We start from the raw sequence: 22879 nt of genomic DNA on the forward strand, positions 1-22879 counted from the left end.
TGTCCTGCCCATGCATTAGCTGCATAAGCTCCAAAAGTTGCTGAACCAAAGATTCCTGCTGCGACTACTGCTGTTGTGATTAATTTTTTATTTGTTTTTTTCATTTTTGGTTTTTCCTAGCTCTTTAATTTTTTTGTGAAAATCCTTGTGAAACCAAGGTTCGTCTTTATCACTTAATTTTTTAAGCGTTTCAGAGCCTTTACTCCTCATCAACTCTTTTTCTTTTAATGATTTCATTCCATTTTTCCATTTCACGTTTATTTTGCTTGATTTTCTTTGCAATTTTTTTGCGATGTTTATCCTTTTGCTTTGCTCTAGCAGCTTTTGGTATACGTGGCATAAAAACTCCTTTAATTTTTATCTGTTGACAGCTTACTCAGCGATTCTTGGCGAAGCTCTTCTAATTTTCTTAAATCTTCTGCCGTTGTTTTGTTTTTATAACTTGGGTTTGACCAATTAGGAGCTGGTTTGATTGGCTTTTGCTGCTGAAATTTATTCTGATTATTTTGAGACTTGTTTTGAAAACTAACTTCCTCAGCTTTTGCCTGCTCAAGTGTTTTTATTCCTGAACGATTCCAAGATTTTAGAATGCCTTGTGCATAGGAATACTCACGTTGTCTTTTTACTGCTCGTTTGATTGCTTCAATAATTAACTCAAGACCATAATCTTTTAAATCAGCTTTCAAATCATCATAAAGAATTGGTTTTACTATTCCAAAGTTTTCTTGATAAAGTTCAATTAAGTATTGAAAATCAGTTTTCTCATTTGACGATTCGTTAGGCGATTCGCTATACGATTCGTTCGAAAAATTAAAAGTGTCGTAGTTGTTGCTGTTATGCGGTTTTAACGAATCGTGGTACGAATCGTCCACCGAATCGGTATTAGCATTAGCATTAGCATCAGCATTAACATTAGTATTAGCATTCTTTTCTTTTGCTTCTTTTCTTTTAGAAATTTCTTTTTCAAATGAACTTTTAATAAGTTCGTCAAACTTTCTATCCGAAATAGACCACCAATCCAACATATTTTTATAAACGCTCTCAATTAAATCAGAATTTTTTACTGCATTTAATTCCCTGTTAATCATATCTTCAACAGGTTTTCCACCTTTTGAGATAGTATATTTTAAAGAATTCAAGACGGCGATTTCTTGAGTTTTTGCGTCATACACAATATTTTTGTAAGTTTTATCAAATCTTTCAATTAGTGTCAGAACGCTCTCTTTTGAATAACCGATGTCAAAAGCAATTATTTTAATTGGCAGTGGATATATTCCTATTGCAGTTGTTTTGGGATTTGTCAGCAAATAAAGCATGAAATATTTATCTTCTGGAGAATAATTATCAATGACTTTTTCATCAGTCCAAAAACTTGTTTCAATGATTCTTTTACTCATTTCCCCTCCTTCCCGTTATTTTTTATTTCAATTTGTTTCATCATTAAACACCTTTACCGCTGTATCGTAATCACAACCGTATTTTTCCATGTATCGTTTAATCATATAATCGTCATATACCATTTTGACCTCCTACCGCAAAAGCGGGAGCAGTTGAAAGCTTGCTCAGGCTGACTAAATACGAAACCTCCGCCCAAGGTGGCTTTGCTAAAGTTGAATTATTTCTAATTCTAGCTGCATAGGATTTTTGAGGACTCCAGCTCTGCTCATAGATTAAATTTTCCCAAACTCTTTCGCTTTGAAATCTCCGAAACCGTTATCAACCATAACTTGCTTCCATTTATTTTTTTCTTCAAGACTTGAAAAACAAATTTCAATTACCGCTCTATACTTCTGAACGATTTCAGTTCCAGAAACTTCAGCAATTTCTTCATCAGGACTAGATTTTGTTTTTTCTGGTTCGCTCTGAATGATTTTAGTTGATACTGAAGCAGCGCTGTTAAACGACGCTTCAAGCTTTCTTGTTTCAAATTCTTGCTGCTGTTTTTCAAGTTCAGCTTGTCTTTGTCTTTCTGCTTCTTTTCGTTTTTCCTCAGCTTCTTTGCGCTGTTTTTCAAAAAGAACGTCCTCAGAAATTGCTGACATTACTTCACTGACAGATTTTCCACTATCAAGCATCCGAATATATGGTGTATCACTGACATTATTTCCAAAACAAAAGTTTGAAATCGTATCTTTATTTGCTTTATATTCAGCAATCTTTTGCTTTTCCCCATCAATAACATAAGTAATAGAATCAATAAGCTGCTTTTTAGGTTTAATATCATTAAAGTTTGATGCTTTGGCCCAGTCATCAACGAAGTTTTCAAAGATTCGTGAATCTACTTCTGTGTCTGTTGTCAGTTCAACCAACAATTCATGAACAACTTTTTTTCTTGCTTCTTTTTGCTCAGTTTCAATTTTTTTGATTCCTGCATCAATCGTTTCAATGACTTTTTCCATTGGAGCAATCGCTTTTTTGTACCAACCTTCAAACTCTGCGTAAGGGACATTAATTGTTTTTTTAATCTCTTTACGTCTTGTTTCAATCTTAGTAATTAGTTTATTCAAGCTCGCCCGAGTTTTTTTATCAACCGTTAAATTTTCTACGCTTGGAACGTGACCAGTATATTCTGCAACGACTCGACTAATAGATTCTTTGAATTTTTCTTCTTCAAGAATATTTATAACAGCCGGCTTAAACTCAATTTGAATATCTTTTACTTCTTCGTTTTCAATAACTTCACTCATTTTAGAAATCCTCCGCTGTTACTTCTTTTGGCTGTTTATTTTGACTTTGAGCTTTTAATTCTTCCATCTTTTTCGCAGCATAATCATCCTTATCAAAGTTTTCAATCTGCTGTTGGTCAGGAATTTCGAGCCCTGTCTCTTCATCAACCCTTTTCGCCCATTTCATATCATTTTCATCGATTGATACTGCTTCTTGCATTTCTAATGACATTGGGACAAATTTAAGAACTTGTTTAAGAACGGTTTTTTCTGCCATAGCATTAAATTCTGTGGACCATGGGCTTGATTTTTTATTATTATCAAGGTCATAGCTATAAGCTTTACTATATTTTTTTGCAAAATGTTCAATTTGTTTCTTTCTTGAAAATTGCTTAGATTCCCCACCATTTACAAGTTGAACATAAGCAAAGTAGCCTGCCACTTCATCTTTGTCTTCATCTGGAATAATCGTTTCATCAATTGTGAATTCTCCAGTTATTTTGTTATAGCCCTTAAATTCAGATTCATAAATCGTTCCAGTATTAACTGACTTAATTTGTCCGCTTCGTAAAGCTAATTGCACAAGTCCTTTATATCCAATTTGTAATTGTGCTTCTGTAACATTTACCCATTGGCCATTTTCTTTGAATTTTCTTTTATAAGGGACTAAGTAGGCAAAACCAAGATTAGGGTCAACTGTTAAATTTAATGCTGCTGCTTTCATAAGAGAAGTATATACACTTACTGGTGTAGCGTCCTTAAGTTGATAGTTATTTGCAACAGCCGTCAAAGCGCTCGTTACTAATGGAGCTGAATTTCTTCCAAGAGTTTCTGAAAGTTGTTGCATAATATTAGGTTGCTTCAAATAACTTGATATTTCATTTGCCATTTTTAAATTCTCCGTTTCTGATTTTTGTTGAAACGTGATATAATCTAGGTATAAAAATATATAAAGACACATCACGTCTTAGTCCGCATGTCCGTGCGGGCTTTTTTATTTTGCAAGCTCAACCGCTGCTTTATAGGCATTTGACCATTCATAAAGCTGAGGGATGAGCGAATTTTGAAGAAAATCTTTTGAGTAAACTGAGAGTTTTTCTTTATAAAATTCGACTGACTCTTGATAAACTACTTGTCCAAGATGATTAATTGTTTTTACTTGTTCCATTAGAACCTCCATTTGCCTGCGAGGGCTTTTTTATTTCCATGCAAAAGGTGACTTGAAATTATCGAAACGATGCATCCGCTCTGAGTCTTTCTCGTATACCTTCCCTTGAGCTTTTTCGATTCTCAGCCCTCGAATTTCACGAATTAATTCAATAGAATCTCGCTCACGTTTTTGCGCTACTGTTTTCCAGCTCGATTGGCTTAGTTGTTTTTGCATTTTTTCTCCTATCTAACGAATAACTGCATTCAGGCGTTTGGCTTTTATTTTAAAATTCCGTATAGCCTCTTTTTCTACTAAGAACTCCCTATCAAGAATTTCTCCAGTATCAGGGTCAACAATTCTAAATATCATGCAATCTCCTTTTTACTTTCTTTGCGACTTAAAGCCGCATCAACTAAAATTTTTAAAGAATCGTTTGGCCAAGGAGTTTTCTTTTTCCAATTGTCAAACTGCTCTTGATTCATGCTGTTTGTCTTCCCTTCTGACCAAAAAGTGACTGTTGGGTTCAGGTTTGTTTGTTTTGTAGCCATATCTCATGCTCCTTTCTAAGCCGTTTCGTCAAATAAGCTAAGTTGATGAATTTGCGCTTTCGTTACTGATGATGGCTCCCATGTATCAACGAAATCAAGAGCTTTCAAAAAATCTTTGTCTTTAATTCGCCCTCGATTAGGGACATTGAATAAACGCTTAATGCTTGAGCCTAAATCCTGAAAAAGTAAACTTTTCGCTTGTTGGTCAAGCCGCAAGTCTCGACAAATACTGGCTACTTTTTTACGAACATGAGAATCAATGGTTCCTTTATCTTCTGTAGTAATCAACTTGTTTTCTTCAATTTCTTGAATCTTAGTTTCAACTACATCTATTCGTTGGTTTGTTTCTTCATTAGCAGATAATGCTAGTTGAACAAGCTCCCGTTGTGTTGTTGGAATTTGAACTTGCTTGATGTGTTGCTCCATTTGGTTAAAACGTTCGATGTAAGCTACTGCAAACTGAGTTCCCTTAGCTCCAGTCATTCGAGTTGAGAAAAGTTCACATCCTTTTTTAGTGAGGCGGTAGCAGGGAAGTTCTCGACCTGTGCTATCTTTGTATGTGTCTTCTGTAAAGTAGCTCGCCACACTTTTGTGGTCAGCTAATTGCTCGATTATTTTTCGAATATCTCGAATAACTTGGTCATGGCGACGCCCAACCATTTCTGCAACTTCAAGAGAAGTTAATGTATTTTCTAATTGATTCATTTAGTTATTTCCTTTCTTTGATTCGTTTTACGGTTAAACCGCAATTTATGGTAAAAATTTCATTTCAGCAAAGCTAACTTCGAATAAATCTTCTAACAACCCTATAGATATTACGTTTGGATATGTCTTACCACTCTCCCAGTTTACCCAAGTGTTCTCAGTAATGCCAATTTCTTCGGCAGCTTCCTTTTGAGTTAATTTTTTTCTAGCTCTCAACTCTTTTAGAGAGTATTTCTCTTTTTCTTTATCCAAAGGTGACCCCCTTTCTTTTTTGCGGTTAAACCATAACCATGATTGTATTTTATCACGGATAAACCGCAATGTCAACTAAAAATTATATTTTTTTTGGTTTTTTCCGCATTTTTTTTGGTTTTTACTTTACTTTTTTGCGGTTTTACCATATAATGTCATTATGATAACTAAAGACTTAGGTAATAAAGAAATAATGGCTGACAATTTACAAAAGCAGCTTGATAAACGAGGAATGACAGTCGCCGACTTATCCGAAGCTCTCAACTTTAAATATTCTACTGTACGAGATTGGATAAAAGGCAATACCTATCCACGCATTGATAAAATTGAAATGATGGCTAATTATTTCAACATTTCCAAATCTGATCTTGTCGAAAGAAAAACAGATAGAGAAGAACCTAAAACAATTGACTTTGTCAAAGAACTGTCTGCGGATGATATTGACTGGAGTTGGGCTTCTGCTGGAGGAAAACCAATATCCGAACGCGCAAAAGCAAATATTCTTGCTGCCTTTTATGACGAAATTCAAGAATATAAGAAAAATCATCCTAATAACGATTAAGGGAGGTTCTTATGACAGGACAAGAACTTTTAGAAATGCTCATTTCTTGGATTGAGAATAAAGGTTATATTGTAAAAAATGTGAATCTTGATGGCGGAATTGCTAACATCAGTTCGTTATATAAGCTATGTGCAATTGATTTCAGTGTTGCTACTGCTTTTTGGATTTGTCATGAATTTGTTCATGCAAAATATGAAGATAAGAGAGTTTGTGAGAATGACTCAATGAGCCCAAGTGAAAAAAGAGCCAACAAAGAGGCGTTTTGGATTCTGTGGGATATTTTTGAAGAACATGGTGGACGCAAAAATGACTTATCACTCTTTTGTGAGATAAGTGGTTGTTCATTTGAATATGCTGAATTACAGCTTGGAAAACGTGATTCAGAGGTTATTGAGGAACTGAACACTATTAACGCAATTGAAAACCGAGGAAGTCGTTCTTTGGAAGGATGCCTTGATGATTTCATGGCTGAATGTGATTATGACGAACCAGTTTCCATAGATAGATTTTTAGCGCATTTTGGATTCCCAAGCAATATGTATAATAGAGTTGAGATACTTGTTAGAAAAAAAATGGACTGCCCTGTCATTTTCCCGTATCGCTTCTTTTAAAAGTATAAATTTATTAAAAAAGTAACTAAAACTACGAGCAAGACCTGAACCTCGTTAAAAGCTAGGCAGGAGGTTTTTTTATGGGATTATTAGATAATCTAAATAAAGTCGCTGATAAAGCTGCAAAAGTTGCATCTGATAAGATTTCAGATACTACTCGTAGAGTTGATAATGCTGTATCTGGCGCTGATTCTGGAAATTTCTTACAAGGAATGTTGGGAAATGCATCAGCACAAAGCACAAAAACTGCCACAGCTAACTGGTCACACATGCTTGTTGAAAATGAGCAAATTATTTCATCTTATAAATTGATTCGTGATGAAATCATTGTAACCAACAACCGACTTCTTTTTATTGATGCTCAAGGTGTTACTGGACAGAAAAAAGCTATCACACAAATTTTCTTAGATAGTATTGTTGATGTTCGCTATACTGCAGCTGGATTTGGATTTGATGATACTAACATGTATGTTACTTATCTTTCTAACCCATACTACAAATCTCTAACAACAACTCTTTCAACTCATGAATTCTCTTTCCCTAAAAAACTTGATGTCTCAGATTTTTATAGATTTTTAGTTCAATTATCTATCGAAAATAGACAAAAAATTAATTCATAAAACAAAAAAGCCCTCCAAGTTTTGGTCGATGAGGAGGGCTTAATCACAAATGTATAGCAAGACACACAAAAGATGTGGTGTTTTACTATGCTCAATTTTAACATAGAATTGGAGCAAAAAGCAAATGAGTAAGAAGGTGGCTATTTACACCAGAGTATCAACAACGAACCAAGCAGAGGAAGGATACTCTATAGATGAGCAGATAGATAAATTAAAGATGTACTGTGAGGCAATGGACTGGAAAGTTTCAGAAATATATACAGATGCCGGTTTTTCTGGTTCGAAACTAACTCGCCCTGCAATGGAAAAAATGATTACTGACATAGGCTTAAAAAAATTTGATACAGTAATCGTCTATAAACTAGACAGACTTTCAAGGAGTGTAAGAGATACTCTGTATTTAGTTAAAGACGTCTTTACAAAAAATGAAATCGACTTTATTTCCTTAAGTGAAAGTATAGATACTTCCTCTGCTATGGGTAGTTTATTCTTAACAATTCTGTCAGCAATTAATGAGTTTGAACGTGAAAACATTAAAGAACGGATGACTATGGGAAAAATCGGACGAGCCAAGTCTGGTAAATCTATGATGTGGGCAAAGACAGCATTTGGGTATTCCCACAATCAGGAAACTGGAATATTGGAAATAAATCCTTTAGAAGCATCAATTGTAGAACAAATATTTAACGAATATCTAAAAGGAACTTCAATTACAAAGTTAAGGGATAAGCTTAATGAAGATGGACATATCGCAAAAGAACTACCTTGGTCTTATCGAACAATACGGCAAACTCTTGATAATCCCGTATATTGTGGCTATATAAAATATAAAAATAATACTTTTGAAGGATTGCATAAGCCCATTATTTCTCATGAAACTTATTTAAGTGTTCAAAAGGAACTAGAAGCCCGTCAGCAACAAACCTATGAAAAAAATAACAATCCAAGACCTTTTCAGGCAAAGTATCTGCTTTCTGGAATAGCTCGTTGCGGTTATTGTGGCGCTCCTTTGAGGATTGTTTTGGGCCATAGGAGAAAAGACGGAAGCCGTACTATGAAATACCAATGTGTTAATAGATTCCCCAGAAAAACTAAAGGAGTGACTACTTATAACGATAATAAGAAGTGTGATTCAGGAGCTTATGATATGCAATGGATTGAGGATATTGTTTTAAAAACACTAAACGGATTTCAAAAGAGTGATAAGAAATTAAGAAAAATTTTAAATATAAAAGAAGAATCAAAAGTTGATACATCAGGATTTCAAAAACAGCTCAAATCTATTAATAATAAAATTCAAAAAAACTCAGACTTATATCTAAATGATTTTATTACAATGGATGATTTAAAAAAGCGAACTGAAATGCTGCAAGGAGAGAAAAAATTAATTCAAGCAAAAATAAATGAAGTTGATAAGCCTTCTACTTCTGAGATATTTGACTTAGTTAAATCTGAACTTGGGGAAACCCCCATTAGTAAAATTTCTTATGAAGATAAAAAGAAAATTGTTAATAATCTTATATCAAAAGTTGATGTTACCGCTGATAATATAGATATCATATTTAAATTCCAACTCGCTTAATTGCGAGTTTTTATTTCGTTTATCTCTATCAAAGTAAAAGCTTTTAGCTCTTTCTGACGGCATTTTTTTTCACAAATTTTAACGAATAAAAATATCTTTTGTATTTTTTTTAAAATAAACTTCTTTGTTCTTTCCATTTTTTCATCCTTTCTATATTCCAGAACCCATATTTGAATAGATGGGGAGTAACATGGCTGCATACAGCAAAATAATCATCAATGCTACGAAAATAAAAACAAGAGGTTGGATTAATTGCATTAAACGATCTATCTTTGTAAAAAAATGTTCCCAACATTCATCCGCATAAAGCGAAAGCTCTAAGCCTAATTTATCTTTAATAGCTCCATATTCAATCATTAATGAGAGCTCGGGTAAAAAAAGCGCAAGTTTACTGACAGCTTGTTCAAAAGACCGACCAGCATTCAATTCTAAATCAAGATTCTTGCCAACTTCTGAAAAAATTCGACTTTTTTGTTTTTTCATCAAGTTAATAATTTGACGTAATTCAACACCTTGAGCAATTAGATTTCCCCATTCTCTTGCAAAGTAAGCTGTTAAATATAAACGGATAAAAGAATGAACCAGAGGTAATTTAACAAGAAATGTAAAATTCATTATTGCTGATTTTCGTTTAAAAAGAGTTACTGACAAAGCTGTCAGTAAAAATATAAAAGCTCCAAACGAAAAAAATACTAAGGGTAAATGATTAATCAATAGAGTAGCAAAGTTACTGCCACTATTGAGTTGTGGTAGTAAATAATTTTTTAAGCCCCACATAATTCCAACCAGAAAAATTAATAACAATATTGGATAAGTAGCAACTTCCACTAATTTATTTTTAACTTTAAGCTGTTTTTTTAGATGAAATTCAACCAATTGCATCGTCCCTGACAAGTTACCATGCACTTCTACCAAAGCAAGTTGTGTCACCACATTTTTAGAAAATGAAAGACTTTCTAAAATCTCTGATAAAACTTGACCAGAAGCGAGACCTTCTTTCATTTTTAATGTAAATTCTTTTTCCACAAGTTTTGATAAAGATAAGAAATTTATCACTTCTCCTAAATTAAATCCACTATTCAAAAGATTTCCCATCAGTTGGATAAGTTTGGCTTGTTTAATCAGTCTTAATTTTTTCCCTTTTGGCTTCAGTAGGTGTGAGATATCCATTTGTAAGTAGCTGATCAATTTTTTTATTCCAATTTTCTGATGACCAAGACTCAAATTCGTTTTTGGCAATGTCTTATACTCCTTTCCCAGCTATTAAACGCTGATAAACAACACTTGATAAAGCATTTTTTATTTCCCAATGACTTAAACCCAGCTCTGATAGTCTCTGAATGACACCTCTAACAGAAGAGGCATGAACGGTTGAAAACACTGTATAACCTGTCAAACTAGCCCGTAAAACTGCTTGAGCGGTCAATTTATCACGAATTTCACCAACGATTAACAAATCTGGGCGATGCCTCAGTGATAATTTAATTAATTCATCATAACTATTACCAATGACTTCGTTGACTTGTAACTGAATAAAATCGGAATCAATCAACTCAACGGGTTCTTCAATAGTGATAACTTGTAAATCTGTAAAATGACGACGAGCTAAATCAAACATTAAAGATGTTTTGCCCGAGCCTACTGGACCGGCAAAGAGATGCAACCCTCTTTTACAATCATAATTCTCTAGCTCTTCATCAAACCAAAAATCAAGTTTTTTGTTTTGATCATGCAAGAGACGTATTACTAAAGATTCATTACCCTCGAAATCCCCCACTGTCGAAAGACGCAAACGTTTTGCATTACTTTCCTCTAATTCATACCAACAAGCTCCCAATTGAACTCGTCTGCGTTCTCCTGTATTCATCCCAGCTAGAAACTTAAAGTGAGTAAGTAGTGCTAAGCCAACTTCTAACCCAATTTCTTCTACCAGATCACGTGCTGTCATTTGTCGAAAATAAAGTTTATACTTTTCTTTTGAAGCAATCAGATAAATATCTGATGCACCTCTATCAATTGCTCTTTGAATTAATTCTTTTGCCATTTTTGGTATCATACTAGACTATACGCAAATAATCAGTTAATGTAACAAAAAAGACGAAAATTTTTCGACATTTTGTTATTTCTAAAAATAAAAATACTCTTATCATTTAAGATAAGAGTATTTTATGAAAAATCAAAAGAAATCATCAAATAGACTTAATTGATTATCATCAGGCATTCCTTCAAGAACACCCATATTGGTCATGTTTTCAATAATCGTTTGTGAAACACCACCACGCTTACGAAGTTCCATTTTACTTAAAAATTCACCTTCAGCACGCGCTGCAACGATTTGTTTTGCTACGTTTTCACCCAATCCGTCCATTGTTACAAATGGCGGAATTAAAGTATCACCATCAATAACAAACTCAGTAGCCTCCGAGCGATAAAGGTCAATTTTACCAAAAGTGAAACCACGCTCTAACATTTCATTACAAAGCTCTAAAGTCGTATAGAGGTTAGTTTCAACATTTGTTGCATCAAAACCTTTATCTTTAATTTCTTTCATTTTGGCTTTGACTGCTTCAAGACCTGCTCCCATTACCCCAATATCAAAGGCAGTTGCTCTAATAGAGAACCATGCACAATAATACAATATTGGATGATGAACTTTGAAATAAGCTACCCGTAAAGCCATCATAATATAGGCTGCCGCATGGGCTTTAGGGAACATGTATTTAATCTTTGAACAAGACTCAATGTACCATTCAGGAACATCATGTTCTCGCATAGCTTCTACATATTTTTCACGTTCTTCGGCGGGAATTTTATTCCACATTCCCTTACGCACCCGTTCCATAATTGTAAAAGCAAGACCGTTTTCTAGCCCCTTATGAATAAGATAAACCATGATATCATCCCGACAGCCAATAACGCTTGATAAGTCGGCAATCCCTGAACGAATTAAATCTTGAGCATTTCCTGACCAAACGTCCGTTCCGTGTGAAAGTCCAGAAATTTGGAGTAAATCTGCGAAGTTTTTAGGTTTGGCTTCGGCAATCATGTTCATTGAGGTGAAAGTTCCCATTTCAGGGATTCCCAAAGTTCCTAATTTTACCCCTAACTGTTCTTCGGTCAAGCCCAAAGATTCTGTCCCAGTGAAAAGCTTCATCACTCCTGGGTCATCCATTGGAATATCTTGAGGAACAATACCAGAGAGACTTTGTAATTTTCGAATCATCGTGGGGTCATCATGTCCAAGGATGTCAAGTTTTAAGATATTGTCATGAATCGCATGGAAATCAAAGTGAGTCGTTTGCCATTCGGCATTAACATCATCGGCCGGAAATTGTACAGGAGAAAAATCATAAACATCCATATAATTTGGAATAACGATAATCCCACCAGGGTGCTGTCCTGTTGTTCGTTTAACACCAGTTGAGCCAGCAGCTAAGCGGTCAATTTCTGCATTTCCATAAAATTGATCATAATCACGTTCATAACCTTTGACAAAACCAAAGGCTGTTTTTTCAGCAACCGTACCAATTGTTCCTGCTCGAAAGGCATAATCTTCACCAAAGATATCTCGAACGTCCAAGTGAGCAAGGGGTTGATCATCCCCAGAGAAGTTCAAATCGATATCAGGAACTTTGTCTCCCTTAAAACCTAAGAAAGTTTCAAAAGGAATATCATGCCCATCTTTGATGAGTTTATGATCACATTTAGGGCAATTTTTATCTGGCATGTCATAACCAGAACCGAAAGATCCATCATCATAGCATTCAAAATATTGACATTCTGGGCAACGATAATGTGGAGCCAAAGGATTTACTTCGGTAATCCCAATCATTGTCGCAACAAGTGATGAACCAACAGAACCCCGTGAACCAACGATATAGCCTCGGTCATTAGAACGTTTTACAAGTTCTTGTGAAATAATATAAACAACTGAGAAACCATTTCCTAAAATCGATCGAAGTTCTTTTTCAAGTCGTGCGTCAATAATATCTGGCAATGGATTACCATACCACTCATGTGCTTTTTCATAAGTTAAGCGAACAATTCGTTCTTCGGAGGTTTCTCCTCCATCAAAAACCATCTTAGGTGTATATAAATCATCCCGAACTGGAGTCAATACATCAAATTCATCCGCCATCTTTTGCGTATTGTCAATGACAATTTCACGCGCGGTCTTCTCATCAAGAAAACTAAAGGCTTCAAGCATTTCATCAGTTGTTCTAAAATGAGCTTCGGGTAACGGAAGAGGTTTGGCATGTTCCCCATGTCCTTGAGTCCAGTTAATTTCAGCTCCAAGACCAAGTGAGCGAACAATAATTTCTCGATAAATAGCATCTTCTGGGTTCAAATAATGTAAATTACCTGTGGCCAGAACTGGCTTGCCTAAAGTCTTACCAATTTTTATCAAATCTTTAAGCGTTTGTTCCAATTCTTTTTCTGATTTGAAAGAACCACCAACAACAAGTGAACGATAAAGAGCTGGTGGAAATACTTCGATAAAATCATAAAACTTGGCGATTTCAAGCGTTTCTTCAAATGTTTTATTGATTGCTGCATCAAAAACTTCACCAATTTCGCAGGCCGAACCGACCAACAATCCTTCACGGTTGGCTTCTAAAACAGAACGTGGAACCCGAGGAAGACCAGCATAATATTTAACATTCCCAAAACTAACAATTTTAAAGAGATTTTTTAAACCTTCTTGTGTCTTGGCATATAAAGTCACGTGTTTTGGACGAACTTTTTTATAAGAATCTTCACTGACCAATTTGTCATTAAGTTCTAAAAGACTTGTCCATCCTGTATTTCTAGTACGTAATTCTTCCAAAAATACAAAGAGCAAACGTCCGGTTGCTTCCGCATCAAAGTTGGCCATATGGTGATGTTCAAGTCCGATTTGGAATTTCTTAGTCAATTGACCCAAACCAAAACGTCTCATTTCTGGGTAGAGATTACGGGCAAATTCAAGGGTATCAACCACTGGTTGCGTGATAATCGGCAAACCATTTCGTGAATAGTTCATATTCATGAAGCCCACGTCAAATGTTGCATTGTGGGCAACAAGAATTGTTCCTTCACAAAACTTTTGGAATTTTGTTAGAACTTCATATAATGGTTTGGCATTTTTGACATGGTCATCTGTAATTCCGGTTAATTCTGTTGTAAATTCGCTCAAACGATATCCTGGATTGATAAATTCATCAAATTCATCAATTGGATTCCCTTTGTGCATTTTTGTTGCCGCAATCTGAATCAAATCATTATGAACTGCCGAAAGTCCTGTTGTTTCCACGTCGAATACAACATAAGTTGATTCATACATATCAACGTCAGTTTCATTGTAAACAATCGGAATTTTATCTTCAACAAGATTGGCTTCGACGCCATAGATAATCTTGACGCCATTCTTCTTTCCAGCCGAGTGAGCCTCAGGGAAAGATTGCAAACCACCATGGTCAGTAATTGCAATAGCTTTATGTCCCCATTTAGCAGCCTGAGCAACCAAACTAGAAGCAGAAGGAATGGCGTCCATTTGACTCATATTAGTATGCGCGTGAAATTCAACACGTTTTTCATCTGATTTGTCTTCGCGAACATTTTGTGTCGGAATTTCAATCAAATCGGTCAATTGTAGGACTAAATCATTTTTGAAATTGTCTCGTTGAACATTCCCGCGGACTCGACACCATAGTCCCGCTTTAATTTGTTTGGCTAGCTGAATTTCTTCTTCGCCACGTAGCCATTTCTGAACGTAAAAACTTGAAGTGTAATCAGTCATCTCAAATTCAAGAAGGTAACTAATATTTCCTGTTTTACGTGATTTAATTTCACGAAGTTCGCCTTTAAAGACATATCCTTCAAAAACAACCGGTCCGTTAGTCGAAAATTCACTGACAGAACGCATCGGAGTGACGGGTTCATTATTTTTGATTTCGCGACCTAATTGAATTTTATCTGATTTTACAGCTTTGATTTGAAGAGCAACACGGTCAATGGTTGGTTTAGGTTTAATTTCCACAACCGCATTAGCGGTCATCACCAAATCATCTTTGTATTTGTCATGTTCAATATTTCCTTGTACACGCAACCAAAGAGCATCAGATAAGCTGTCAGTAAAATTATCTTCCCCATCAGTACGGTCAGCTATAATTTTTTCATTCATAGCTTTGACAGTATTGACAATTTGGTCAAATTGGGCAATTTCTTCATCCTTACGACCCCATTTTGAAATCATAAAAGTTGAAGTTTCATCAGCCATTTTTAATTCTAAAATATGGTTGACTTTGCCTGATTCTTTTCCCGTAAACTCACGGTGTGCGGCTTCAAAAACAAGTCCCTCAAAAATAACGCCAAAACCTTCTCCAGCAATAAAAGACATGCTGGTAATTGGACTTTGTCCGCTGATTTTTCGGCCAAAGAAAATGCCGTCAGAAAGTGCTGTTTCCACAAATTCTGGTTTTGCTTCTCTGGTATTTTTGCTTTCCCGTTCTTCTGAACGTTGTTTTTTGATTTCAGAAATTTGGGCTTGTTCTGCAGTTTGAGCCGCCAAGCGAGCCGCAACTTTTTCAGCGTGAGCAGCTGCTTGCGTTTCTGTCAGCTCCTGGTCAACTAGAGGGGTTATTCTTAATTCTCCAAAACCGAAAGACTTAAATTTTTCCTCTAGAATTGGAAAATATTTTTCCACAAAAAAATCCATTTGCGGATTATCTTCCACCATTAAGTGAATTTTTTCTTCTTCCTTTTCAAGATGATATTTCTTAAAAATACTTGAAAAAGCAGAATCGCATAATTCTGGAAGTGTAAGTGCATATTGATAATAATCATTCAGATTTTGCTCATCAATATTTTGATTTCGACTGCTGACAGAAATTTCTGTACGAGCAATTGTCGAAAAAGCAGTTTCCGTCAGTTCTGTCAGTAATTTATATGTATCAATTGGTAAAATCTCATCAAAAATTAACTGAAAGTGCCAGAGCTTACTTGCCGTGTGCACTTCAACATTTTCAATATCAGCATGCTCAAATTGGCTAGAACGACGCAAATTTGGTGGCATTTTGATTTGTTCCATCAATTTTTCAAACAGATTTTCCATGTTTTTTTGACCCTTTATCTTATTTTTTCTATCCTTAGCAAATAGAATTTCATTTCTCATTATAGCATAAAAAAATGTTGCTTTTCATACTTTTTTAAGAATAAAATAACTGACAAAACTGTCAGTTATTTTATTTTAAAATTAATAGTTACTGACAGAGCTGTCAGTAAAACTATTTACCAGTTGAGCGATTTTCTTCATCCATTTCCCAAAAATAGAGTGCTTCTTCTACTGTCTGTGCTTCGCCACGTTTCATATAGCGAATCATATGACTGACAGCTTCTATTGTTTTAAACTGTGTGGGAATTCGTCGAAAATGATTTAATTCTGTCTGAATTTTTTCTTCATCTTCTTTAAGTTTGTTTAAATCAGCATTTAAAGATTTCATTTTTAGAGAACTTTCACCCTCTAAAGCTAATTTTTCTTTAAATTTTTTGGAATCATATCTGAACAAAAGACAAAAAATGAATAAATAGACAACTGAAACCAACAACAAAAGAACTAATGACAACTTTAAAAATATTCCTACTCCTAAAATAATAAGAAGAACTGCTAATTTTAAAATCAATGATAGAGTTTGATGAGTATGAACTTTTTGCTTATCAGAGTGTTCAGCAAAAGATTCAATGCTTTGTTGAACTTTCTGCAAATCCTCAAGCAAGTGAAGCACTTTTTGACAATAAACTATCTCTTTATTAGTCGTTTCCACACAATCTACCTTTCATTCTCCCTTACTAGTCGAGCTAATATGCGATTGAGACCACGAGGGTCTTTGTAGCCATGTTCAAAATAAAAGTCTGTGAACTCAATATCCTCAATTTTTAATTCTTGTTGAATCGCAAGTGAGAAAATATTGACGTACTCTGCCATATCGCTCGTTTTTCCAATACATTGTAAACCAAGAATTTGATGAGTGCGTCTCTCATAAATCATCCAAATATTACTTGGTGAATGTCCGTATAAGTGTTCATTTAGTAAATGAACCGCATCTGCATCATAACCAGCATCAACTGCCTGTCTTATTGTAATCCCAGTCATAGCCATCACTAAATTATTCATTGGAACATGATAAGTTCCCTGACTACTATTAATTTTTTGGCGAGGAGCAAGTAAATTAATCGCCGCAATTTCACCATCGCGAACAGCATCCGAAGCATGTGGCAGATAATAGCTTTTTTCCAACAAATTAACATAAGTCGTTGAAACATCTCCGACAGCAAAAACATCTGGACAAGTGGTTTGCATGTATTCATCAACAATAACCGCTCCGCTATCTCCTAACTCAACTTGTTGATTCAGAAGATAAGAATTAGGCCGAAAACCAATCGTAAAGATTACTCCATCAACAGGAATTTTCTGACCATTTGCTGTTTGAATGATTGTATTTTCTTCGTCAAACCCAATTTCTGTCACTTCTGTATTTAATAGAAGACGCATTCCCTCTGCATTCATCCAACTTTCCAATAAATGACTTGCTGGTTCATCAAGATAATCGTTTAAAAGATTTTTAGTGCGATGAATGAGTGTTGTCTGAATTCCTCTTTCTTGGGCAATCCGAGCAACTTCAACTCCGGTCATTCCACCACCAATTACTGCAATATTTTTGGCTGTTTTCAGAAATTCATCTGTTTTTATTGCATCATCCATACTTTTTAAAAAGTAAAGTTTGCTTTTTTTATCAAAAGGAACAGAGGTCATTGCCGGATAAGAACCCGTAGCAAAAATCAATTTATCATAGAGAGCGAGTTTCGTCTTTTTGGAATTGACTCTCCGATAAAATAGCCGTTTATTTTTGGTATCAATCTCTTCAACCACCGTTTCCATTTGCATGTTTAAACCAGCAGCTTTTAGTTCTTCTACCGATGAATAACTAGATTGATTAAGGACAGATTTTTGACCCGCCAGATAAGAAATAATTCCTTGAGAAACAAAAGAAACCTGATTACGCTTATCATAAAGCGTAATTTCGGCTTCTGGGTATTCTTCAAGCGCACGTAATCCGGCACAAATTCCGGCGTGGGAGCTTCCAACAATAACAATTTTCATAGTAAATCTCTTTTATTATTTACTTAAAATTTCAATGGTATTGACAAGTTCATCTTTATTAATTTCAACAACTTCACCTGTCGCACGAATTTTAACTTCAACAACACCCTCAGCAGCTTTTTTACCGATTGTCACACGAACTGGCAAACCAATCAAATCGCTGTCAGCAAATTTAACACCTGCACGTTCATTACGGTCATCTACTAAGACCTGATAACCTTTGCCACGCAATTTTTCTTCAAGTTCAGAAGTCAATTCCATTGCTGCTTCATCTTTAACATTAACTGGAACAAGATGAATATCAAATGGTGCTAATTCTTTAGGGAAATTAATTGACCAGCTAAATTTAAATTCTTCTCTTGGCGTTTTTTCAACATAGATACGAGCAAATTGTTCCAAAATAGCTGAAAGCAAACGACTTACACCGATTCCGTAACAACCCATGAGCATTGGAATTGAACGACCATTCGCATCAAGAATATTGGCATTCATCGCTTCTGTATAGCGAGTTCCTAATTTAAAGATATGTCCAATTTCGATACCACGCGCAAATTTCAAAGTTCCACGGCCATCTGGTGAAATTTCACCTTCATTAACTGTACGTAAATCAACAAACTCTTCAACTTCATAATCACGGCCAAAGTTAGCATTTTTATAATGGAAACCATCAACGTTAGCTCCAACCACAGCATTTTTAATTTGTTCAACTTTGCGGTCAGCAATAATCTTGACATTTTCAAGTCCGATTGGTCCAAGTGAACCAAAATGAGCTCCAAATTTTTCTTCAACTTCTGCTTCACTGGCAGCTTCAATAAATGATGCTCCAAGATAATTGGTCAATTTGACTTCGTTGAGTTGGTCATTACCATTTAACAAAATAACCACTAATTCATCATCTGCGTGATAAACCAATGTTTTAACTGTTTGTTCTTCATCAATTTCAAGGAATTTTGAAACTTCATCAATTGTTTTAGCACCTGGTGTCGCTACTTTTTCAAGTTCAAGTTCTTCAGTATAAGCTACATTTGGTTCAAATTGACTGCTGGCCATTTCAATATTTGCCGCATAATCGCCACCTTCAGCGTAGACAATTGTATCTTCACCGGCAATTAACCATTTGCCAAGTTCTTCTTTGATTTCTGAAAGGACAGATTCTGGAATTTCTTCGATTGATGTAATATTTTTACTCAAAACGAGCCATTTTTCAAGATTGATTCTATCATCTGTAATAGCAATAAATTCTTGACTATCTTTACCACCCATTGCTCCAGCATCGGCAATAATTGGTTTAAAATTTAAGCCAGCACGTTCAAAGATTTTTTCGTAGGCTTTTTTGTAATCATTATAAGTCTCGTCCAATGAATCTTGGTCAGCATGGTAGCTATAACCATCTTTCATCAAGAACTCACGACCTCGCAATAGTCCATAACGTGGACGTTTTTCATCACGGAATTTTGGAGCAATTTGGTAAACATTAAGTGGTAATTTTTTATAAGAAGTAATTTCATCACGGACAAGAGAAGTCATTGTTTCTTCATGTGTTGGTCCTAAAATAAAATCAGAATTATCACGGTTTTTTAATTTATATAAATCCTCACCATATGTGTCATAACGGCCAGATTCACGCCAAAGGTCAGCTGTCAAAAGACTTGGGGCAAGAAGTTCTACTGCACCAATTTCGTCAAACTCTTCACGCATGATATTTTTCAACTTTTCAAGTACGCGGTTTGCTAATGGCAAGTAAGCATAAATTCCTGCTGAAACTTGACGAACATATCCTGCGCGCATAAGTAAGGCATGGCTGATAACCTGGGCATCAGAAGGCATTTCCCGAAGGGTTGGTATAAGCATTTTTGATTGTTTCATAATTTTAAAATTTCCTTTATGAGTTTGGTTCAGCTTCTTTCCTTTTGAAATAGAAGACGAATAGATATATTAATTTACAAAGGCTCGGAGAATATCATTCCATGTTACTGCTACAAAGAGCACAAGCATGAAGACAACTCCTACCATTGTGATGATTGATTCCTTTTCTTGTGAGAGTGCTTTGCCACGAATTGCTTCAATAATATTTAGGACAATTTTTCCACCATCAAGTACTGGAATAGGAAAAAGATTGACAATCCCTAAATTAATTGAAAGCATAGCTAAAAGATTAATAATCGTCGGCAAACCTGCTCTCGCGGCTTGGCCACTGAGTTGATAAATAGCAACTGGACCACCAAGTTTATCAAGACTCGGTCGTGCAATCAAACTTCCTAAAGCTTTAAAGATTGCTGTAGCTGATTGGCCTGCTTGAACAAAGCCACCTGTAATCTTATCAAAGAAACCTGTTTTCATTGATTGCATAATGCCAACACGGTAACTTCCGTCCATTTTTTTAGGTGTAACTGATAAGGTTTCCGATTTGCCTGAACGGCTAACTTCAAGTTTTAATTCTTTTCCTTTAGAACCTGAAATTTCAGTAACAACATTGTTCCAATCTGCCGTTTTAGTTCCATTGACTGCTTCAATTTTATCACCAGCTTTTAAGCCTGCATTGTAAGCGGGTGTTCCTTTTTCAACTTGGCCAATAGCATTAGTAGTTGAAGGAACGCCTCCTTGAACAAAGGTTAGAACGATAAAAGCGATTATTCCTAAAATAAAGTTATTCAAAGGACCACCGAAGTTTGTCAACATTTTATGAAAGACACCGGCTGATTGATATTGAACATCGAGTGGTGCAATCCGAACTTCTGTTCCATCTTCTTCAATGATTGTTGCATCATGATCAACAGAATAACGTTTGATTTCCCCAAAAACTTCTCCTTCAATGAAAAGTTCTTTTTCAAAATCATATTCAGTAATCAACATTGGAATTGCTTCTTCTAATTCAACATGTTCTGACAGATTAATTCTTCTGACGATATTACTGACAGAATTTTCAGCTTCTGGATTTACTACTTCAGATTTACTGACAACAAGACTTGCAGCTTGTCCTTTTTTGATTTCAGTCTTGTCATCACCCCAACCAGCCAAACGAACATAGCCACCGAGTGGAAGAATTCTTATCGTGTAAAGTGTCCCATCTTTTGCTTGGTGAGCAAAAATTTTCGGGCCCATTCCAACGGCATATTCACGCACTAAAATTCCTGAACGTTTTGCCCACCAAAGATGGCCATATTCATGGATAGCGACAATAATACCAAAGATAATAATAAAAGTAATCAGTGTTTCTATCAATCGACTTCCTCCTTAAAATTAGAATAGTCCAAGTAGATGCATAATTGGGAAAACAAAAATTAAATTGTCAAAGCGGTCAAGAATTCCTCCATGACCTGGTAAAATTTTACCTGAATCTTTTACGCCAAAATGACGTTTAATACTTGATTCCACAAGGTCACCAATCTGACCAACCACTGAAAAGATAATTGTAAAGATAACAAGTTTCACAAAGCCAATTTGCGGCAATTCCTTAGTAAATAAGAAATACATGACTAAGGCAACAACAACGGCTGAAACAATTCCTCCAACTGAACCGACCACTGTTTTATTTGGTGAAACAGATGGCAAAAGTTTTTGTGGAAAGCGGTCTTTAAGCGAGCGGCCAAAAGCATAGGCCCCGATATCTGTCGCCCAAACGATAAATAGAGCTAAAAAGACAATATAAACACTTGTTTGACGTGCTGTCAGTAAATTTTGAAAACCAATCCCTACATAGAAAGCCGAAAGAAAAGGAAAACCAACATCAACAAAAGAATATTTCCCATTTGAAAGGACCATTCCTGTTAACATCATGAATAAAAAGAGTGTAAAGAGCATCACTCCCCCGTCAGCATTTAGACCTAACCAATGTTTACCGACTGGCAAAGCAAGTGACAAAGCAGCTAAAGTCGCTAAAATTCCTTCAAATGAAAAAACTTGTAATTTATACATTCTAAATAGCTCTTGCATTGCAATAATAACAAGCAGAGCGACTAAAATTTGAAAGTAAGCTCCTCCAAGAAGCAAGAGGGCTAAAAATATTCCTCCCGCAACCACTCCTGTGATAATTCGTTGCATCATTATTTGACTCCTCCATATCTGCGGTCACGCTTTTGAAAAGCAGAAATAGCCTTGTCCAATTCTTTATCATCGAAATCTGGCCAAGCAGTTTGCGCAAAATATAATTCACTATAAGCTGACTGCCAAGTCAAGAAATTAGACATTCTTTGTTCACCAGATGTTCTGATAATCAAGTCTGGATCCCGAAGATTTTCAGGCAAAACAGCAGTTTGTAGATGTTTTGACAACTCTTCTTCTGTCAGTAAACTTAAATCCTGACCACTTTTAGCAAGCTCTTGAATGGCTAAAATAATATCACGACGGCCACCATAATTCATTGCAAAATTCAAAATCATTCCGTCATTTTCAGATGTTTCTTGAGCCGCACGGTCAATTGAATCTAACGTTGCTTTTGGCAAACCTTCGCGTTCACCAATCATCCGAATCTGAATATTTTCTTCTTTTAAAACTGGAACATATTTACTATAAAAATCGATAGGTAAACTCATGATGAATTTCACTTCATCAACTGGTCTTGTCCAATTTTCTGTGGAAAAAGCATAAACGGTCATCACTTTTATGCCACGTCTCGCACCATGAACAGCAACATCTTTTAGCGAATCCATTCCTGCTTTGTGTCCAAAGATTCGTGGTTTCCCTTTCTGCTTAGCCCATCGTCCATTACCATCCATGATAATTCCGATATGCTCTGGAAGTAATTCTTCTTGCTCTTTATTTTTTAAGTTATTAAACATAGTACCTCACATGAGAATTTTATGCAAAAAATATTTATCATAAATTCACCATTATGCTCTTTGGTTATTAAAGTTTTTTTACACCAAAGACTCTAAGAAAGAAATTCTCTTCTTCTTATTTTTTTCTTTATCAATTTATTCAAAAACTTTCTCTACTGTTTTTTTCAAAAAAGACAGTATTACTTTTCCATTTTACCATATTTTAATATAGATTTGTATCTCAAATTTTATTGGTCAGTAATCATAAGTTATTCTATTTGCTAAAA

At 35.3% G+C, this 22879-nt stretch carries 24 protein-coding genes and 1 pseudogene; 4 read left to right on the forward strand and 21 right to left on the reverse strand.

The genetic code is table 11. The features are described 5' to 3' along the window. Window positions 1-87 precede the first annotated feature (87 nt). The 11 genes from HFD15_RS12455 to HFD15_RS12500 form a co-directional block, all read right to left on the reverse strand. Window positions 88-237, reverse strand: a complete 150-nt coding sequence (locus HFD15_RS12455; RefSeq protein ID WP_167593676.1) for a hypothetical protein — start codon at window positions 235-237, stop codon at window positions 88-90. After that, window positions 200-340 carry a hypothetical protein gene (locus tag HFD15_RS12460; protein ID WP_160321429.1) on the reverse strand — a complete coding sequence of 47 codons (141 nt, stop codon included), beginning with the start codon at window positions 338-340 and terminating at the stop codon, window positions 200-202. The genes HFD15_RS12455 and HFD15_RS12460 overlap by 38 nt, the downstream gene beginning before the upstream one ends. A gap of 10 nt (window positions 341-350) precedes the next feature. Continuing rightward, complete coding sequence (locus HFD15_RS14420) at window positions 351-1397, reverse strand: DnaD domain-containing protein (protein ID WP_238785369.1); 1047 nt, start codon at window positions 1395-1397, stop codon at window positions 351-353. 273 nt (window positions 1398-1670) lie between these two features. Then, window positions 1671-2687, reverse strand: coding sequence for a DUF1351 domain-containing protein (locus HFD15_RS12470; protein WP_167593675.1), 1017 nt, complete (start codon window positions 2685-2687; stop codon window positions 1671-1673). 1 nt (window position 2688) lies between these two features. Next, entirely contained in the window at window positions 2689-3627 is a 939-nt protein-coding gene (locus tag HFD15_RS12475) for a recombinase RecT (protein ID WP_255457194.1), read from the reverse strand. A 33-nt stretch (window positions 3628-3660) separates the two neighbouring features. After that, window positions 3661-3834 carry a putative transcriptional regulator gene (locus tag HFD15_RS12480; RefSeq protein ID WP_167593673.1) on the reverse strand — a complete coding sequence of 58 codons (174 nt, stop codon included), beginning with the start codon at window positions 3832-3834 and terminating at the stop codon, window positions 3661-3663. Between the two features lie 30 nt (window positions 3835-3864). Then, complete coding sequence (locus HFD15_RS12485; RefSeq protein WP_167593672.1) at window positions 3865-4050, reverse strand: hypothetical protein; 186 nt, start codon at window positions 4048-4050, stop codon at window positions 3865-3867. Between the two features lie 12 nt (window positions 4051-4062). Next, window positions 4063-4185 carry a hypothetical protein gene (locus tag HFD15_RS14550; protein WP_023164646.1) on the reverse strand — a complete coding sequence of 41 codons (123 nt, stop codon included), beginning with the start codon at window positions 4183-4185 and terminating at the stop codon, window positions 4063-4065. Next, window positions 4182-4364, reverse strand: coding sequence for a hypothetical protein (locus HFD15_RS12490; protein ID WP_003130605.1), 183 nt, complete (start codon window positions 4362-4364; stop codon window positions 4182-4184). Before HFD15_RS12490 ends, HFD15_RS14550 begins: the two co-directional genes overlap by 4 nt. 15 nt (window positions 4365-4379) lie before the next feature. After that, a complete protein-coding gene (locus HFD15_RS12495; protein ID WP_167593671.1) occupies window positions 4380-5069 on the reverse strand; it encodes a Rha family transcriptional regulator in 690 nt (229 codons plus the stop codon). Window positions 5070-5114: 45 nt separating this feature from the next. Continuing rightward, window positions 5115-5321, reverse strand: a complete 207-nt coding sequence (locus tag HFD15_RS12500) for a helix-turn-helix transcriptional regulator (protein ID WP_153927607.1) — start codon at window positions 5319-5321, stop codon at window positions 5115-5117. A 160-nt stretch (window positions 5322-5481) separates the two neighbouring features. Between HFD15_RS12500 and HFD15_RS12505 the strand changes: the two genes are divergently transcribed. The 4 genes from HFD15_RS12505 (at window position 5482) to HFD15_RS12520 (ending at window position 8696) form a co-directional block, all read left to right on the forward strand. Then, window positions 5482-5883 (forward strand): helix-turn-helix transcriptional regulator, encoded by a 402-nt coding sequence (locus HFD15_RS12505; protein WP_167593670.1) that lies wholly within the window; start codon window positions 5482-5484, stop codon window positions 5881-5883. Between the two features lie 11 nt (window positions 5884-5894). Next, entirely contained in the window at window positions 5895-6494 is a 600-nt protein-coding gene (locus tag HFD15_RS12510; RefSeq protein ID WP_167593669.1) for a hypothetical protein, read from the forward strand. Window positions 6495-6574: 80 nt separating this feature from the next. Further along, window positions 6575-7114 (forward strand): PH domain-containing protein, encoded by a 540-nt coding sequence (locus HFD15_RS12515; RefSeq protein WP_023164651.1) that lies wholly within the window; start codon window positions 6575-6577, stop codon window positions 7112-7114. A 124-nt stretch (window positions 7115-7238) separates the two neighbouring features. Continuing rightward, window positions 7239-8696, forward strand: a complete 1458-nt coding sequence (locus HFD15_RS12520; RefSeq protein ID WP_137016107.1) for a recombinase family protein — start codon at window positions 7239-7241, stop codon at window positions 8694-8696. Here the strand turns inward: HFD15_RS12520 and HFD15_RS12525 are convergent. The 10 genes and pseudogenes from HFD15_RS12525 to HFD15_RS12570 form a co-directional block, all read right to left on the reverse strand. After that, window positions 8693-8833 (reverse strand): hypothetical protein, encoded by a 141-nt coding sequence (locus tag HFD15_RS12525; RefSeq protein ID WP_023164653.1) that lies wholly within the window; start codon window positions 8831-8833, stop codon window positions 8693-8695. The two genes, HFD15_RS12520 and HFD15_RS12525, sit on opposite strands and share 4 nt — an antisense overlap. A gap of 13 nt (window positions 8834-8846) precedes the next feature. Then, on the reverse strand, window positions 8847-9920 hold the full coding sequence (gene comGB, locus HFD15_RS12530) for a competence type IV pilus assembly protein ComGB (RefSeq protein ID WP_081042697.1): 1074 nt from the start codon (window positions 9918-9920) through the stop codon (window positions 8847-8849). Next, a pseudogene (gene comGA / locus HFD15_RS12535) lies at window positions 9814-10752 on the reverse strand (competence type IV pilus ATPase ComGA). The gene comGB and the pseudogene comGA overlap by 107 nt, the downstream one beginning before the upstream one ends. A 120-nt stretch (window positions 10753-10872) precedes the next feature. Then, window positions 10873-15789 carry a PolC-type DNA polymerase III gene (locus HFD15_RS12540; RefSeq protein WP_058208902.1) on the reverse strand — a complete coding sequence of 1639 codons (4917 nt, stop codon included), beginning with the start codon at window positions 15787-15789 and terminating at the stop codon, window positions 10873-10875. 172 nt (window positions 15790-15961) lie between these two features. Further along, window positions 15962-16498 carry a hypothetical protein gene (locus HFD15_RS12545; RefSeq protein WP_039116464.1) on the reverse strand — a complete coding sequence of 179 codons (537 nt, stop codon included), beginning with the start codon at window positions 16496-16498 and terminating at the stop codon, window positions 15962-15964. Between the two features lie 5 nt (window positions 16499-16503). Then, entirely contained in the window at window positions 16504-17835 is a 1332-nt protein-coding gene (locus HFD15_RS12550; protein WP_039116467.1) for an FAD/NAD(P)-binding oxidoreductase, read from the reverse strand. A gap of 15 nt (window positions 17836-17850) precedes the next feature. Then, window positions 17851-19701: a proline--tRNA ligase gene (locus HFD15_RS12555; protein ID WP_003130592.1), complete on the reverse strand. Its 1851-nt coding sequence runs from the start codon at window positions 19699-19701 to the stop codon at window positions 17851-17853. 69 nt (window positions 19702-19770) lie between these two features. Then, window positions 19771-21057: an RIP metalloprotease RseP gene (gene rseP, locus HFD15_RS12560; protein ID WP_033900700.1), complete on the reverse strand. Its 1287-nt coding sequence runs from the start codon at window positions 21055-21057 to the stop codon at window positions 19771-19773. 18 nt (window positions 21058-21075) lie between these two features. Continuing rightward, the gene (locus HFD15_RS12565) at window positions 21076-21879 is read right to left on the reverse strand and encodes a phosphatidate cytidylyltransferase (RefSeq protein WP_003130590.1); all 804 of its coding nucleotides are present in this window, start codon (window positions 21877-21879) and stop codon (window positions 21076-21078) included. Beyond that, window positions 21879-22613: an isoprenyl transferase gene (locus HFD15_RS12570; RefSeq protein WP_003130589.1), complete on the reverse strand. Its 735-nt coding sequence runs from the start codon at window positions 22611-22613 to the stop codon at window positions 21879-21881. The genes HFD15_RS12565 and HFD15_RS12570 overlap by 1 nt, the downstream gene beginning before the upstream one ends. Window positions 22614-22879: the final 266 nt, after the last annotated feature.

This window comes from Lactococcus sp. EKM203L, from assembly GCF_011800585.1.
Classification (GTDB): Bacteria; Bacillota; Bacilli; order Lactobacillales; family Streptococcaceae; genus Lactococcus; species Lactococcus lactis.

Coding starts and splice junctions, on each gene's coding strand:
- HFD15_RS12455 (WP_167593676.1), bottom strand. CDS start 237: ATGAAATCATTAAAAGAAAAAGAGTTGATGAGGAGTAAAGGCTCTGAA.
- HFD15_RS12460 (WP_160321429.1), bottom strand. CDS start 340: ATGCCACGTATACCAAAAGCTGCTAGAGCAAAGCAAAAGGATAAACAT.
- HFD15_RS14420 (WP_238785369.1), bottom strand. CDS start 1,397: ATGAGTAAAAGAATCATTGAAACAAGTTTTTGGACTGATGAAAAAGTC.
- HFD15_RS12470 (WP_167593675.1), bottom strand. CDS start 2,687: ATGAGTGAAGTTATTGAAAACGAAGAAGTAAAAGATATTCAAATTGAG.
- HFD15_RS12475 (WP_255457194.1), bottom strand. CDS start 3,627: ATGTGTCTTTATATATTTTTATACCTAGATTATATCACGTTTCAACAA.
- HFD15_RS12480 (WP_167593673.1), bottom strand. CDS start 3,834: ATGGAACAAGTAAAAACAATTAATCATCTTGGACAAGTAGTTTATCAA.
- HFD15_RS12485 (WP_167593672.1), bottom strand. CDS start 4,050: ATGCAAAAACAACTAAGCCAATCGAGCTGGAAAACAGTAGCGCAAAAA.
- HFD15_RS14550 (WP_023164646.1), bottom strand. CDS start 4,185: ATGATATTTAGAATTGTTGACCCTGATACTGGAGAAATTCTTGATAGG.
- HFD15_RS12490 (WP_003130605.1), bottom strand. CDS start 4,364: ATGGCTACAAAACAAACAAACCTGAACCCAACAGTCACTTTTTGGTCA.
- HFD15_RS12495 (WP_167593671.1), bottom strand. CDS start 5,069: ATGAATCAATTAGAAAATACATTAACTTCTCTTGAAGTTGCAGAAATG.
- HFD15_RS12505 (WP_167593670.1), top strand. CDS start 5,482: ATGATAACTAAAGACTTAGGTAATAAAGAAATAATGGCTGACAATTTA.
- HFD15_RS12510 (WP_167593669.1), top strand. CDS start 5,895: ATGACAGGACAAGAACTTTTAGAAATGCTCATTTCTTGGATTGAGAAT.
- HFD15_RS12515 (WP_023164651.1), top strand. CDS start 6,575: ATGGGATTATTAGATAATCTAAATAAAGTCGCTGATAAAGCTGCAAAA.
- HFD15_RS12520 (WP_137016107.1), top strand. CDS start 7,239: ATGAGTAAGAAGGTGGCTATTTACACCAGAGTATCAACAACGAACCAA.
- HFD15_RS12525 (WP_023164653.1), bottom strand. CDS start 8,833: ATGGAAAGAACAAAGAAGTTTATTTTAAAAAAAATACAAAAGATATTT.
- HFD15_RS12540 (WP_058208902.1), bottom strand. CDS start 15,789: ATGGAAAATCTGTTTGAAAAATTGATGGAACAAATCAAAATGCCACCA.
- HFD15_RS12550 (WP_039116467.1), bottom strand. CDS start 17,835: ATGAAAATTGTTATTGTTGGAAGCTCCCACGCCGGAATTTGTGCCGGA.
- HFD15_RS12555 (WP_003130592.1), bottom strand. CDS start 19,701: ATGAAACAATCAAAAATGCTTATACCAACCCTTCGGGAAATGCCTTCT.
- HFD15_RS12565 (WP_003130590.1), bottom strand. CDS start 21,879: ATGATGCAACGAATTATCACAGGAGTGGTTGCGGGAGGAATATTTTTA.
- HFD15_RS12570 (WP_003130589.1), bottom strand. CDS start 22,613: ATGTTTAATAACTTAAAAAATAAAGAGCAAGAAGAATTACTTCCAGAG.